The following is a 14,969-nucleotide window of genomic DNA, read 5'->3' as shown; positions in this document are numbered from 1 at the left end:
TGATCAAGCATTTGCCTTGCGTATTATGCCTTTAATGTGCTCACTACGAGCAACAGCAATTTGGACTTTTTCCGCTTCTGTCTTTGAAGGGTAAGGTCCAAGTATTACTCTAAACCAACCGCCTTGCTGCGGAGGAGCTGCAACGATAGTCACTTCAAATCCTTTTAAAGTCAGTAAAGCCTTTAGACGTTCAGCTTCTTGCTTACTTTTAAATGAGGCCATTTGCACAAGATAGCTTTCTTTGTTGCGATTAGGTAACGCTACGGGCTTAGCCTCTGACACGGGGGCTTGTGCCAACCCAGGAGAAGAGTTATTAGCAGCGGCTATCACTGGCGCTATAGGTGGCTTCACTTGTGGGTTTTGTGGGGGCAAACCCGGTTTTGCTGGTGTTGCCAAAGTAGGTCTAGCTCCAGAGGGAGAGGGACCATGATCTTTGGCGAGTAAGGTATAGAATTCAAATTTGGGTTTTGGTAGCTCTTCCTTCTTAGCTACCAATTTTGTTTGCACAGCAGGCTCATCCTCCGCCAGAATATTCTTGTGCACCCAGCTACTTAAACTGGTAAAATCAAACACAGTTGCCGTAAGATAACCACATAAAAATGAGGCCAGTACCCAAAGAAACTGTTTGGGTCCACTGTTCTTCTGCCTACCTTGTTGTCTTCCTCTTCCGTAATCCCTTGCCATCACATACTCTCTGGAGCTGATACACCAAGAATTTGCAACCCATTTCTTAAAACTTGCCTTACAGCGGCTAACAGACAAAGACGTGCACTTCGCAGTGTGTCTTGTTCACACAATAATTGTATTGCATTGTAATAACTATGTAACCCATTAGCTAGCTCACGAAGATAATAAGCAAGTTGATGAGGTTCACAGGCTTTGGCAGATACCTCAATCACTTCTGGGTAACGACTAAGCAAGGAGATTAAGATAGACTCTTGCTGCTCTTTTAATAGCTCAACATTGGCCAATCCCAACGCCTCATCCCAACTTAAATGACGTTCTTTTAATTGCCTTAACACAGAACTAATACGAGCATGTGCATACTGAACATAATACACCGGGTTATCACTTGATTCCGATTTAGCGAGATCCAAGTCAAAGTCCATGTGCTGTTCCGGTTTACGCATGACATAAAAGAAACGTGCAGCATCATTCCCGACTTCTTCACGCAATTCACGCAACGTTACAAAGGAACCACTGCGTGTGGACATTTGCACGCGCTCACCGCCACGGTAGAGAATAGCAAATTGCACCAGCAAGACGTCAACTGCACTTTCATCATGTCCCAAAGCTTTCACAGCCGCCTTAACGCGAGTCACATAGCCATGATGATCCGCACCAAAAATATCAATCACACGATCGAAACCACGATTGTATTTATTCCAGTGATAGGCCACATCAGAGGCAAAATACGTTGTGTGACCATTTGCACGCACGAGCACTCTATCTTTCTCATCAGCAAAATCAGTAGCCCGAAACCACAATGCTCCTTCCTTCTCGTAGGTATGACCACCATCTTTTAAGGCTTTAATTCCTTTACCAATCGCTCCGCCATCAAGCAGTGATTGTTCGGAAAACCAACAGTCAAATTCAACACCAAATTCGCTCAAATCCTCTTTAATATCAGCCAGCACGGAATCTAAAGCATGCTTATGGAATAATTTGAAACCCTCTTCACCAAGAAGTGCCTTTGCTCGTACAATCAATGCATCAATGTATACTTCTTTATCTCCTCCAGCTGGTTCATCTGCTGGCAAACCTTCGGTAATCACAGACCAAGCTCTGACAAAATGATTACCATGGTGGTCAAGGATTTCCTGAGCAATCGCCATCACATAATCACCCCGATAGCCGTTAGCCGGGAAAATGATGTCTTCACCTGTCAGGATCAAATAACGTAGCCAAACACTCGCTGCGAGAATATTCATTTGTCGACCGGCATCATTCACGTAGTACTCGCGACTAACGTCAAAACCGGCTACTGCAAGAAGATTAGCAAGGGTAGCACCAAAAGCAGCACCTCGGCCATGCCCCACGTGCAAAGGCCCAGTAGGGTTAGCCGAAACAAATTCTAAAATAACCTTCTGCCCTCTACCGAGCGTATTGCAACCAAATTGCTCCCCTTTCTTTAGAATGTCTGCAATGACTTGGGAACGTGCTTCATGGTGCATAAAAAAATTGATAAATCCCGGACCAGCAATTTCAACGCGATCAACCTCCGGATGAGGAGGTAACGATTGCAGAATTAATTCCGCCAATTTACGAGGTGGTTGACCACAAGGTTTGGCAAGTGTCATGGCTAAATTCGTTGCAAAATCACCATGATTGCTATCTTTAGCGCGTTCAACCTTAATATCAACAGCAAGATCTTGTGGAACCACTTGAGCTTGTTTAAGAGTCTCAAGAGCTTGAGCAAGTAGTTGGTCAACGGTCTGTTTCATAGCACACTGGTTATCGTCAAAAAACAGCTATTATGCGCTTTTTCATATCAGATGCAAAGCAATAATCTATACTCATGATAGGATAAAAACCAAGGGATGGTATGAAACAAACAGGCATAGTTCTTCAAGGTGGGGGAGCCCTAGGTGCCTATGAGCTAGGCGTGTTAAAACGGTTGTATGAAAACAAGTTTTCTCCCGATATAATCGCTGGGGTTTCCATCGGTGCCATTAATGCAGTGGCACTCATTGGTGCGAAAACCGATCCCATTGAAACGCTGGAAGCGATGTGGGAAGAATTTACCTTATTTTCCACACCTCTGGGTGAGCATATTGAATCTTATCTAGCATTGTTTGGTAATGCCTCCTTTTATAGTCCGCGTACTGATTACTGGACCTTGCCTTATTGGACGAGCTTTTATTTAACCCAACCCCTGCAACAACTATTAGTAAAATACATTGATTTCGAGAAAATAAATCATTCTCCTATCCACTTAATTCTCACTGCTACTGATATTGAGACAGGAAAAGTAAACGTTTTTGAGAACAAAGGGAAGAACCGTACCCTGATCACTCCCGCACATGTTTTGGCCAGTGGGAGTCTACCTCCCGGTTTTCCAATTACTTGTATTGACAATAAAAGTTATTGGGATGGAGGCTTATTCGAGAATACTCCGCTTTCCCCGGTATTAGAAAGACTGGATCCGGATCCCAAAATTGAAAAACAAATTATTGTCGTAAATCTCTTTCCTAGCCAAGGAAAAATACCAACAAATATGGTGGAGGTTTTTGATCGTGTTTTTGAAATCATTTTCTCAAACAAAATTCGTTTTAATATGGAGTTAACTGAAAGGGTAAATGACTTTATAGAAGTGATGAATGAAATTGAGAAATTAATCCCTAATAATAGTCCGATAAAAAAGTTACCTGGTTATCAAAGACTAATTAAATATAAATACATAAAAAACATCGTCTATATTGAAAATTTAGACGAAGAAAATGTCACAGGACCCCTCGATTTTTCACGAAAAACCATTCAAAGACGCATTGAAGCGGGCTATAGAGACGCAGGGAGTACATTATTATAGGTCTATCAACATTTCAAGTGAGTGAAATATCAACAGCTCTTTTATTATTCTATTGGGCTCTTTTTAAATGTTCTAACTACTTCTTGTGTTTGATTATCAATAACTTCTCCATGAGTTCCACAGCCATGTCCATTATTATAAGTTAACATCCATATATAGAGTTCTTCTAAGTCATCTCCGGTTTTTTGTGCGACCTCTGCATCCTCAGAATAAACTTTTGCAGTATATTGGTGGTTCATGGCCTGTCCTAAAATCATTTTGGACTCACAATAAAGATAGTATTTAACAAGCTCTTCATCAACAAAATTCAACAATTTTTTTAAAAAAATGGCTCTCATCCATATACTATAATTTAAATAAAAAATGGAAGAAAAAGGAGGGTTAATTATGCATGTTTCATCAATTGAGTCATCAGTACATAAGACTTATGAATGGTTACATGAACTTAAGGATTTTGGCGATTTTAAAGATGAAGCTCAATGCTATTCTATTCTGCGTGTGATACTTCATTCTTTACGCGATAAATTACCAACTGAATTGGCTGCAAGTTTAGCTTCACAACTACCTTTAATCCTAAAGGGAGTTTATTATGATGGTTGGAATCCCTCTCATCCTCTTAATAAAGCAAGAGGATTCGAAGAGTTTATTGAACCGATAGCCAGTGAGCTAAGCAGAATAAATGTTGATGCCAAGGAAGCTATTATTTCTGCGATTAAATTTATTAATCATAAGTTAGAACCAGATTTGGCCGAAAAGATATTGAACGCATTGCCTGAGCATATTCGTAACCATTTTAATGCCTGCTGAGCTACATCTATCTTTGCAAATGGATGAATGTTCGATGTAGTCTGAGAGAAACGAAGTGAAATCCGGGTCTTTGGAGTATGCTTACTTTTTATTTATTTCCTTTATTTTTGTTATAATTCATACTTACTCGTCTTATAGGATTAATTGATGACTTCTTTACCCAAATGTCCGCAGTGTAATTCAGAGTTTACTTATGAAGATGGCGTTCTCTTTGTTTGCCCTGAGTGCACGCATGAATGGCCGAAAGACACCGTGGAACAAAATAATAATGACCGCGTTATTAAAGATGCCCACGGTAACAGGCTACAAGATGGTGATACTGTCACAGTGATAAAAGATTTAAAAGTGAAGGGTTCTTCATCGGTTGTGAAGGTTGGAACCAAAGTCAAAAACATTAGACTAGTTGAAGGTGATCATGATATTGATTGCAAAATTGATGGCATTGGTGCCATGAAACTGAAATCTCAATTTGTAAAAAAAGTATAGAAAATCCGTCACATCCCCACGTAGAAATTAGAATTTATATGAACATTCCCTCCTGGGAAGAGAGTGTATACTCAACTGTGTCATTCCCGCGAAAGCGGGAATCCATTCTGGGGTGACACAAGGCTTTAATCAGGATTGATCCCCGCTTTCGCGGGGATGACACAGTTTTGGTAAACACTCTCAATAATTTAAGTTAAATCGCGCCTTTTTTCCATTTCCGGATCAATCGCGATTGATGGGTGGGTAATTCATATAATCTACTTTGTCCATCCTTGGGCAGATAACCCCATTGGGACTCTTCTTCAAGTATTTTTTGTACATCTGCATAGCCTACTTCTATCCGCCTTTTGACAACTGGTAGCCCAAAATTGTAATCCTTCGATGGTGCTTTAACGATTCTAGCGGTATAAATTAAATGAACCAAAGTACAATGATGAGGGGTACCAATATCCAATAGATGTTGTGCGTATTTCTTTTTTTGCTCTGCAGTCAAAACTTGGCCCAACTCTAATGTAGAATTCCGCATTTTTTGTCGATGCAAATAATTATAAATGGAGCGTTGTGCATGGGTGGAGTATGTAATATCTTTCATTCGTTCTTCGATTTCATTCATGGTTTGCGGTATGAATGACAGTCCACCATAGCAGTCAACGAGGAAGCATAATGTATCCTGTGCAGGAATTGCCTCTAAAATAACTTCTAAGGGCGTGTTCGAGTGCACAGCACCATCCCAATATAACTCACCATTAATATTAACCGCTGGAAAACCGGGTGGGAGAGCAGCGCTAGCCATAACATGCTCCACTTCAATGCGGTAATTAATGTTATTGAAATAAATCAAGTGACCGTTACTGATTTGTACAGCGCCGAGACTTAGACGAATAGGGCAAGAATTAAGTCGATCGAAATCGATAAGCTCAAGCAGTGTGTCTCTAAGCGGAGTTGTATCGTAATAGCTAAGCGTGGTTAGATCACCCCATAAAGGGAATGTACCTGTGCACCAACGGGGATAAAAAAAATGTGGCTGACCGAATAATAACGTAAACAAAGCGCTCATATTATTATAAAATTCCAAGGTGGCACCCGATTCACCTAGAAAATCAAATAACTTACTTGGTGCAACTTTCTGCCAAAATTGCTCTAGTTTTTCAATGCGTTTTTCAGGAGGGTTACCCACCAGGATTGCAGCTTGAATAGCACCGATCGAAGTCGCCGCAATCCAATCAGGCTCATACCCAGCTTCTAACAATCCCTTAACAACGCCAAATTGATAAGCACCTAGGGCCCCACCCCCCTGTAGCACATAAGCAACACGCGGGAAGCGATCTTTATCTTTAGCAGGCAGATTATCAAAACGATTTGCAAGAGGGTTGTTACCGCGAGGTTTATCATCCCCAGCAGATCCTATTTTCGAGCTCATAAAGGCCTCCTTTCATTTAATCATAGAACGAAATAGACCACATCGTAAATTTACCCTAAACTGGGCAAACGAATCATTACTAACTTATAATTACATTGCCAAATACAAAACAGGATAGGGATGAAATGATTAAATCTGTTGATGTAGTTGTCGTGCGGATTTATGTCCTCGAATCATCAAAATTAATAAAACAGATATTCGAGCATTTGGAAAAACAAGTGAAAATCCGTGGCATCAGTTTGTTTCGCGGTTTAAGAGGATTTGGTGAAGAAGGAGAACATAGTTGCTCGTTAGCTGATACTCACTGGAATCTACCAGTCGTTATCGAATTTTTTGATAGTAAGGATAAAGTGAAAATGGCTTTAGACTATTTGAATACGTTGATTAAACCTGAACATATCGTGTTCTGGGAGGCGCAGGCAAATGCTGGCGTTTAAAGCAAATTTTACATTATTATACTTGAATAAAGTATTGGTCTTAAAAAAATGACTTCACGTGTGTTTTTTGCAATTGGTTTTCCCAATAATATTCGAAAAAAACTTGAAGAAATACTATCCATTTTACAATGCTCCCTTCCACAAGAATGTATTAAGTGGACTTCTACACAAAACTTGCACATTACCTTGGCTTTTCTAGGTAACATCCAGCAGGAACATATCCCTCGATTGATTGAGCGCAGTAGCTATGAATTACAAAATAGTAAAGCCTTCTCATTGCAATTATATAGATTGCAACTATTTCCTACAGCTAAAAAGCCACGAATTATTTCTTTAGAGGCAGGACCAGATCATGTTTTAAGTCAAATAGCCAATCATCTTCGTCAAGCCATCTTAGACAGCAATTATTCCACAGAAACACGATCTTTTCGCGGACATCTAACGCTAGGTCGCTTGCGAAATCCCCACATCGCAGCTGATGCATTGCATGAAATAAAATTACCAACCATTCCCACTATACCTATCACGGAAATTCATTTATTTGAAAGCAAGCCGGGTAAAGACCAATCCTATTATATTCCTTTGGCTCGATTTCCTTTAAAATAGCAATTTTCTTAATCCTGTCCTATCTTTTGTGAGGTTTAATCCATACAAGGGATGACAACCTCCTTTTTGTTGTTTTCTCCTAGGAAATAGGACATTTATAGAGCAGATGATGAAAGTACGTACCACAACTTATGAATATCACCACATGGGCATACCAACAGATATTGTCAGGGAAGGAGAGAGGTATAGTTCCACTTTTAAAATGTATACCAGTGGTGGTAAAGACAGCGAATACCGTATCCAATATCATCGCTTTGAAGCGGATTCACCACTCCATCCTCTAATAAAAACCATGCCGCACGTTGCCTTCAAAGTGAATAACCTTGAAGAAGCTATTAAAGGAAAAGAAGTTATTCTAGGTCCTTATGAACCTTTCTCTGGATTTAAAGTTGCGATGATCGCTGAGGGTGGAACACCGATTGAATTCATTGAAACAACGTTAAGTGAAGATGAAATCTGGTATGGCGATCACAAGAATTCTGTGATTTATCCGGAACGCTGATTTTATATTCGGATATTAAGATAGAGCGAAAACTGGATACCGCGGACAAGCCGCGGTACGTTGAGATATAATGAACAAAATTTTTAAGAAATTATCTTTAGTTAAAATTAAATTCCTTAGTGGGTGTGGATACTCCCTCTGTTTTTCCTAGTGTAAATACACCCAAAGCCGTCAATGCCTCACTGTTTTTAGGAATACGCTTCTGTAATTCATTAATTTTTTGATTAATCTGTAATGCTATTTTCTCACTAAGCGCTTCTTTGTGTGTCTTCATTAACAGCTGAGCTTGTTGGTGACAAGAGGAGGCCTTATCATTTTTGCTTGTGGCCAAGAACTCCTCTCCTTGAGCACATAAGGTTTTGATTAAATTAAACACCAGTTTTTCATACAATGCCGCTGGTCGATCCGCTCCAGTGTACTGTTGATAAACGTCCAAAGCCATTTGTGCGGTCACAATAGCTTCGTTATACATTTTGGCATTGCTATAAGCAATAACCAAGTTAGAATGGATAGGCAACTCTTGTAAGCTTTGTGTTCCTTGAATAGTTGGTAAGTTGTAAATATCTATCGCCTTTTTATAAGCTTCGATTGCATCCTGCAATCTGCCTTTCTTATATAACTCATTACCTACATCTTTCCAACTGGTAGCTAGATGAAGCAATAAATCTTTGGCGTCTTTCCTCTCAACCCCAAAGGAGGCTGGCAAATCACTATATGCTTTTAATAGATCAATATGTATGAGATTGAGCTTTGCAACCAAGGTATCAACGGAATAAATAGCTAATTTAACTTTGTTTGCACTGTGACATTCAGCAAACAGTTTACTGCCTTTCGCATAACTTTGACGCGCTTCAATTTCAGTTAGAATCTTGGTAAACGTAGATTTTTCGCTAACATCAGAAGTCAGGATCAAGGCTTGCTTGAAGTGTAGTCTTGCCAGTTCCAGAGCATCCGCAAAAGCTTTCCTTTGTTCGTTAGCCTCTTCGATGACTTGTTGTTTATGTTCGCGTAGGAGATTCTGAATTTCTGCCAGATAGTCTCCCTCGTTAAAATAATAAATTTTGCCATCGAAAATCTCCATGGTATCAAATAAAGCGTCAATGCGGGACATACCATTCCTGATACCATGTGCCAAATAATAATTCGGATCGATTTGTGCATCACCTAGTGCAATAACTTCGGGCAAATTTTTTCCTTTATACGAGACTTGCTCCAAGGCTTGAGCACTGACTGGAAATGCTACAAATCGTGGCTTGTGACTATATTTTTTTGAAGGCGGTAGATGTTGATAACCAACCGGTGTGATGTGACACTCCAAAACAGTTTGTACCCATCTGTCATGATCGGTTTTTGCTAAGTTATCAGGGGTTTGTAAATATAAGCACGATTTTCCTTTACCGAAGTAAACACCGTAGCACCGTGGAGTGGTGAATTCCTTCCAGCCGAGTTCTCTTAACTTAACTATTGATCGTGCAAAAGATAAGGAATCAAGAGTTCTCAGAGGTTCTAACTCATGAGCTTCATTAATGCGATCTAATTGATCCTCGCTCAGCTTCACGTAAGCAAGAAAATGATTTTTTACTGGAACGTCAGTCACGTCTTTCAGTTTCAAAGGAGACTCGGGACAGAGAGCATTTACTTCTTTAATGACGTCACGACGCGAACCAGTACAATCAAAAACATAATCTGCAGGAACAAATTCATCATTTGTTCCATCATTAACAATAACACCAGGGTTTTTGCTGTCTTCACGAAGGCCTACGAAACGCTTTTTTTCTATTTTTATCCCTAATTTTAAAGCCTCTTCGTAGAGTGCTCTCTCAAAATCTTTGATATGACCAAATCTACCTTGCCAAAATTTTTTACCAATGCCGTCCTCAGCTTTTCTAAATGCATTTTCGTTCAGATGCCCCGGACGAGTATATTCGCCAGCGCGAGGATCATAGATAACGACATCCTTAATACCTGCTTTTCTTAATTTAATAGCAGCATATAAGCCTGCTGGACCTGCACCGATAATTACTTTCATTTGTTTCTTCACCTGATCAGAATAGATTCAGAATGACAATTTTATAAAATAAACATTAAGGGAATATGAATAAATTATTAACGCAATATTAAGAACCAATCCATATAGGACAATTTTTTATTCGACAAAACCGCTAATGCCGTCATTGTGAACAAGGTGAAGCAATAACAGATTTTTATCTGGATAGAGTATTAATTTACTGGATAAATACGTCGTTTTGACAGTTTTTTACGTTCTATTTTCTGCTATATTCCCGCTCAACAAACTCTTGCGGAAAGAACGATGTCAAAGTCATTTATTGGTGCAGATAAATGGGCCTTAGATACGCCTTGTCTAGTTATTGATAGAGAAAAACTAGCATATAACCTGGATCGCATGCGTCAACACAGTCTACAACATCATGTAAATATCAGACCCCACTGTAAAACGCATAAATGTACAACGTTAGCTAAGCTTCAGCTTGAGTATGGTGCAATTGGTATTAGTGCCGCCAAAGTCTCTGAAGCTAAAGTATTAATTAATCAAGGGGTTACCGGGGTATTGATCACTTCACCCATTGTGACTTCTTTTAAGATTGAAAGACTCTTTCATTGTCTTAAAAAAGCTCCCGATACCCTTATTGTGGCAGACAATAGAGACAATTTACTTCATTTGGAAAAAGCAGCAGCATTTCATAAGCAACCAATCAATGTATTAGTGGATCTCGATCCCGGTTTGGGTAGGACTGGTGTAGCACCACAGCACGCTCTCGACTTTGCTAAGCAAATTCACCAATCCAAGTGGTTAAATCTTGCAGGAATTCAATGCTATGCAGGAAACCTGCAGCATATTTCATCTTATGAGGAACGCAAACTCAGATCATTAAAAACGATGCAACTGGCAAGCGACGTTGTCAATGAATTTAAGAAACATGGCTTACCTTGTCCGATTTTAACGGGTAGTGGCACAGGAACCTACGACATTGATATCCAAGCATCAGAAGTCACTGAAATCCAACCAGGTTCCTATACGGTGATGGATATTGAATATGCGGCAATTGGTTCGAGAGAAAATAAAGAACATTTTACTCATTTCAAGCATTCACTAACGCTACTTACAACAGTGATTAGCAGTAATCGCTCTGACCATGTAACCGTCGATGCAGGCACAAAATCAATCTATGTGGATAAGAACCATCGACCGAAAGTAATAAGCCATGATTATCTCGAATATGATTGGGGCGGTTTCGGTGATGAGCATGGTAAGTTAACCTCCGCCAATGGCAATTTACCTGTCAATGGCGAAGTGATTGAACTGATCGTACCGCACTGTGACCCAACCATTAATTTGTTTGATAAATTTTATATCACGAGTAATAACCGGGTGGTTGATGTTTGGGAGATTGATATGAGAGGCGCCTCACAATAAGAGCCCCCTCACCCTACCCTCCCACAAAGGAAGATACCTCTCCCCTTGTGGGAGAGGTCGACGCGCGTAGCGCGGCGGGTGAGAGGATACACCGTCTGGTAAACATTCTCCAATCACTACAACGCCTCGTACGCTTTTTTTATGTAGCCATCTTGTGATAGCAAGATAGCTATCGGTCGTGTTGCATCAAAATGAGCAAAGATAATCATCATCATGACCGTAATCGGTACAGATAAAAACATACCTAAGATACCCCAAATCGCGCCCCAGAACGCCAAGGCAATTAAAATAACAAAAGGGCTGACGTTTAAGGACTTACCGAGAAAACGAGGCTCCACGAGATTTCCTATGATAAATTGTATGGTTACAATCCCTATGGTAATGACCAGAAAAGGTACCCAGCTTTGAAATTGAATCAGAGCCAATAGCATTGGAAACGCCGTTGCTAATATCGCACCGATGTTCGGAATGAAATTCAGAAAAAAGATTAACAGTGCCCAGAACTCTGCAAAATCAAGGCCTACTGACTTCATGACAATCCAACTGCCAACCGCTGTCACGAGACTAAGCATTGTTTTTATTCCCAAGTATGTTTGCGTATCTTTAACGATATGGGTGAGGATGTTATTGACCAACTGGCGATGTCCCATTTGTGGGACAAGCGCATCAAGTTTTTGTCTAAAAAAATGTTGCTCAACAAAAAGAAAAACAACATATAAGACAATCAAGACAGCCGAACCAGTTATCGTGGTAAATACCCCATAAATATTCACTAAAATGCGTTGCACACTTAAATCTTGCAGGAAATTATCAACATTGTCCATCGCCTTGATATGAAATCGACGATCCATAGTATTAAAAATATGGGTTAAGTTCTCTTGGTAGCGCGGAGAGGCTGCAATCACATCGCTGACATTATTGGTGATAATGTCAATCAAGATTTTTACTAACAGAACCACAACCGCCAATGCCAGCACCATGCTAAGCCAATTGGGTAATTTGGCTCCAATGAAAGGCGTTCGCTGCACTGAATTATTGATCGTGTTTAGTAAATGCCAAATAAAAATAGCGATAACCAAAGGAATTAATAAGCTTCGTCCGGCAATCAGCAAATAACCAATCAGTGATACAAGAATTAAACCTGCCGTAAAGCTAAGAACAGGACTCTTACCCTTGATTTCTGAGTTTTTATTCATGGTAAGTCAACTCTGAGTTATTTTCCTGCTATTATCAGTGTTTTTTCAACCACATAATACCGTGTTGCAACAAACTTGTGAAATGTTAGCTGGAGTAGGTCCGACATTGGCGGCTAAACTTGCCAAATGCGGCATCTATACCGTGGCCGATCTACTATTTCATCTTCCTTATCGTTACCAGGATCGCACTCGCATCACAGCCATAGGTGATTTGCGTGCTAATGATTGGTCTGTTATCGCTGGACGGGTTTGTAAGACAGAAATTAAGTATGGCAAACGGATGATGCTTTACTGCTATGTAGAAGATAAAAGTGGTGTTTTAAAACTCCGCTTCTTTCATTTTAATAAGCAACAAATAAAAGCGTTGAATGAAAGCGCTCGCATCCGCGCTTTTGGAGAAGTTCGTGAATTCTCTAATAGCTTGGAGATGATTCATCCTGAGTATCAATTATTAGCAGATGATGAAGAATTTAGTGTCGAAGAAACATTAACCCCAATTTATTCCACAACACAAGGACTTAGCCAAACTCGTTTACGCCAACTGGTAAAAATAGCTCTCAGCACCTGCCGCGAACACTTACTCGATATGGAATGGATGACACCTGAGGAACTAGGAGAGAATTGCTTTTATCCTCTTCCCGAAGCGATGCAACTACTCCACAACCCACCGCCCGAGATTTCTCTGCAAACATTAGAAGAAGGTAGTCACCCAGCTTTACAACGCCTTGCCTTCGATGAATTGCTAGCGCAACGTTTAAGTATGCAATTCGCGCGTCAACATCGACACAACTTATCAGCACCATCGATGACAGTAGATACGATCCTACGTGAGCAATTTATTAAACAATTACCCTTTGCTTTAACTAAGGCACAATGGCGTGTCAGTGAAGAAGTGGCCAATGATCTAAACCAAAATAAGCCAATGCTACGTCTGGTTCAAGGTGATGTGGGGTCCGGAAAAACCGTTGTTGCTGCAATGGCCGCTTTGCAAGCGATTGCTAACGGCTATCAAATTGCGCTTATGGCTCCTACGGAATTACTAAGCGAACAGCATGCTACTAATCTTCAGCGTTGGTTTTCTCCGTTAGGACTAAATTGCCGCCGCCTGAGCGGGAAGATGAAAGCGAGTGAAAGGAAAGAAACACTAACCATGCTCCAAAGTGGAGCATGCCACATGCTGGTTGGGACTCATGCTTTATTCCAAGAGGGAGTAAATTTTGCCAATCTTGGTTTGGTTATCATCGATGAACAACATCGTTTTGGGGTAGAACAACGTCTCTTATTGCAGCAAAAAGGACAACATGGTGAACTTATTCCTCATCAGTTGTTAATGACAGCAACTCCTATCCCAAGAACACTAGCCATGACGCAATTTGCCCATCTCGATGTATCGATCATTGATGAATTGCCTCCGGGTCGAACGCCAGTTGTTACAGCAGTCTTGAGCCAGGAAAAAAGAGAACCCATCATCCAACGATTGCAAGCAGCTATAGCCGGTGGTCGTCAGACTTATTGGGTTTGTACATTAATTGAGGAATCAGAGAAACTGCAATGTATGGCAGCAACTGCCACCGCTGACAACCTCCAACAACAACTGCCTAATGCTCGCGTAGGCTTGGTCCATGGGCGTATGAAAGCTACAGAAAAAGAAGCGACGATGTTGGCTTTTAAAGAAGGTGAGATTGATCTTTTAGTGGCCACAACCGTCATCGAAGTCGGCGTTGATGTTCCTAATGCAAGCTTGATGATTATTGAAAATGCAGATCGCCTGGGTTTGTCGCAATTGCATCAATTACGTGGCAGAGTGGGCCGAGGAAATCAGCAAGCCCATTGTTTGTTGCTTTACCAAGCCCCTCTTTCACCATTTAGCGCCGAGCGTTTACGCGTTATGCGTTCAACCAATGACGGTTTTATCATTGCTGAAAAAGATCTACAACTGAGAGGACCTGGCGAAGTCTTAGGTACGCGCCAAACAGGCTATCGTCAATTTAAGATAGCAAATTTACAGCGTGATCAGGCCCTTTTACCTGCAATAGCGCAGGTGGCAAAAAAATTAGCAACCGAGAACAAAGCATTGGCCCGGACAATTGCCGAACGTTGGTTAGGAGAGTTTGAACAATTTTTCCAAGGCTAATTTATGGAGCTCTCCCCCGCCGTACGCACGTCGACCTCTCCCACAATGGGTGAGGTATTTTTCCCTCCCCTCTTGTGGGAGAGAGTATGGTGAGGAGTAAGATAAAAAATTATTTGAAAATCGTAATGTCAAGACTGTTTTTTCACTTTTTCTTTGCTAAGATAGTCTAACTCATTTCTCTATTCCTTTATTCACAGCCCTGTGGATAACTTTTTTATCTTCTTGTTCCTCAATAACCTGCGAATCACAAAATTTTCGCGATAGTCCTTGATACATCTGCATCTTTGGCATTGCCCTATGTAGTAACTCTTTTCCAATTATCCACAAAATCTGTGGATAATTCTGTGTACAGGCTGAAAAATCCTTTGAAAATAAAGCTCATAATCAGCTGCTCCACAAATTATCAACCTGCCCCA

At 40.6% G+C, this 14,969-nt stretch carries 14 protein-coding genes; 8 read left to right on the top strand and 6 right to left on the bottom strand.

All coding sequences use genetic code 11. From position 1 onward, the window contains the following. Positions 1-3 precede the first annotated feature (3 nt). Both CKV79_RS02735 and argS read right to left on the bottom strand, forming a co-directional pair. Entirely contained in the window at positions 4-684 is a 681-nt protein-coding gene (locus CKV79_RS02735) for an SPOR domain-containing protein (RefSeq protein ID WP_028372233.1), read from the bottom strand. Next, complete coding sequence (gene argS, locus CKV79_RS02730; protein WP_028372232.1) at positions 684-2,444, bottom strand: arginine--tRNA ligase; 1,761 nt, start codon at positions 2,442-2,444, stop codon at positions 684-686. Before argS ends, CKV79_RS02735 begins: the two co-directional genes overlap by 1 nt. A 101-nt stretch (positions 2,445-2,545) precedes the next feature. Here argS and CKV79_RS02725 point away from each other — a divergent pair, with 101 nt between their 5' ends. Next, positions 2,546-3,529, top strand: a complete 984-nt coding sequence (locus CKV79_RS02725) for a patatin-like phospholipase family protein (RefSeq protein WP_028372231.1) — start codon at positions 2,546-2,548, stop codon at positions 3,527-3,529. 44 nt (positions 3,530-3,573) lie between these two features. Here the strand turns inward: CKV79_RS02725 and CKV79_RS02720 are convergent, their stop codons facing one another. After that, positions 3,574-3,867 carry a hypothetical protein gene (locus CKV79_RS02720; RefSeq protein ID WP_331712964.1) on the bottom strand — a complete coding sequence of 98 codons (294 nt, stop codon included), beginning with the start codon at positions 3,865-3,867 and terminating at the stop codon, positions 3,574-3,576. A 49-nt stretch (positions 3,868-3,916) separates the two neighbouring features. Between CKV79_RS02720 and CKV79_RS02715 the strand changes: the two genes are divergently transcribed. Continuing rightward, positions 3,917-4,336 (top strand): DUF2267 domain-containing protein, encoded by a 420-nt coding sequence (locus tag CKV79_RS02715; protein WP_051546039.1) that lies wholly within the window; start codon positions 3,917-3,919, stop codon positions 4,334-4,336. A gap of 147 nt (positions 4,337-4,483) precedes the next feature. Beyond that, complete coding sequence (locus CKV79_RS02710; protein ID WP_028372229.1) at positions 4,484-4,822, top strand: zinc ribbon domain-containing protein YjdM; 339 nt, start codon at positions 4,484-4,486, stop codon at positions 4,820-4,822. A gap of 193 nt (positions 4,823-5,015) precedes the next feature. Here CKV79_RS02710 and CKV79_RS02705 read toward each other — a convergent pair whose 3' ends face one another. Beyond that, positions 5,016-6,242, bottom strand: coding sequence for a patatin-like phospholipase family protein (locus tag CKV79_RS02705; protein WP_028372228.1), 1,227 nt, complete (start codon positions 6,240-6,242; stop codon positions 5,016-5,018). A gap of 125 nt (positions 6,243-6,367) precedes the next feature. On the opposite strand from CKV79_RS02705, the gene CKV79_RS02700 reads away from it, so the two are divergent. From CKV79_RS02700 to CKV79_RS02690, 3 genes are all read left to right on the top strand, one after another. Then, positions 6,368-6,679 (top strand): DUF190 domain-containing protein, encoded by a 312-nt coding sequence (locus CKV79_RS02700; protein ID WP_035914761.1) that lies wholly within the window; start codon positions 6,368-6,370, stop codon positions 6,677-6,679. Positions 6,680-6,727: 48 nt separating this feature from the next. Next, a complete protein-coding gene (gene thpR, locus CKV79_RS02695) occupies positions 6,728-7,285 on the top strand; it encodes an RNA 2',3'-cyclic phosphodiesterase (protein ID WP_035914760.1) in 558 nt (185 codons plus the stop codon). 109 nt (positions 7,286-7,394) lie between these two features. Further along, positions 7,395-7,787: a hypothetical protein gene (locus CKV79_RS02690; RefSeq protein WP_028372225.1), complete on the top strand. Its 393-nt coding sequence runs from the start codon at positions 7,395-7,397 to the stop codon at positions 7,785-7,787. 97 nt (positions 7,788-7,884) lie between these two features. Here CKV79_RS02690 and CKV79_RS02685 read toward each other — a convergent pair whose 3' ends face one another. Then, on the bottom strand, positions 7,885-9,816 hold the full coding sequence (locus tag CKV79_RS02685) for an NAD(P)-binding protein (protein WP_028372224.1): 1,932 nt from the start codon (positions 9,814-9,816) through the stop codon (positions 7,885-7,887). A 282-nt stretch (positions 9,817-10,098) separates the two neighbouring features. On the opposite strand from CKV79_RS02685, the gene CKV79_RS02680 reads away from it, so the two are divergent. Then, positions 10,099-11,223, top strand: a complete 1,125-nt coding sequence (locus CKV79_RS02680; protein ID WP_028372223.1) for a DSD1 family PLP-dependent enzyme — start codon at positions 10,099-10,101, stop codon at positions 11,221-11,223. Between the two features lie 116 nt (positions 11,224-11,339). On the opposite strand, the gene CKV79_RS02675 is transcribed toward CKV79_RS02680, so the two are convergent. Beyond that, positions 11,340-12,419, bottom strand: coding sequence for an AI-2E family transporter (locus tag CKV79_RS02675; RefSeq protein WP_035914752.1), 1,080 nt, complete (start codon positions 12,417-12,419; stop codon positions 11,340-11,342). A 61-nt stretch (positions 12,420-12,480) separates the two neighbouring features. On the opposite strand from CKV79_RS02675, the gene recG reads away from it, so the two are divergent. Beyond that, positions 12,481-14,553, top strand: coding sequence for an ATP-dependent DNA helicase RecG (recG, locus tag CKV79_RS02670; protein WP_028372221.1), 2,073 nt, complete (start codon positions 12,481-12,483; stop codon positions 14,551-14,553). Positions 14,554-14,969 lie beyond the last annotated feature (416 nt).

It is taken from the genome of Legionella lansingensis (assembly GCF_900187355.1).
Classification (GTDB): Bacteria; Pseudomonadota; Gammaproteobacteria; order Legionellales; family Legionellaceae; genus Tatlockia; species Tatlockia lansingensis.
This window is presented reverse-complemented; position numbering and strand designations above follow the sequence as displayed.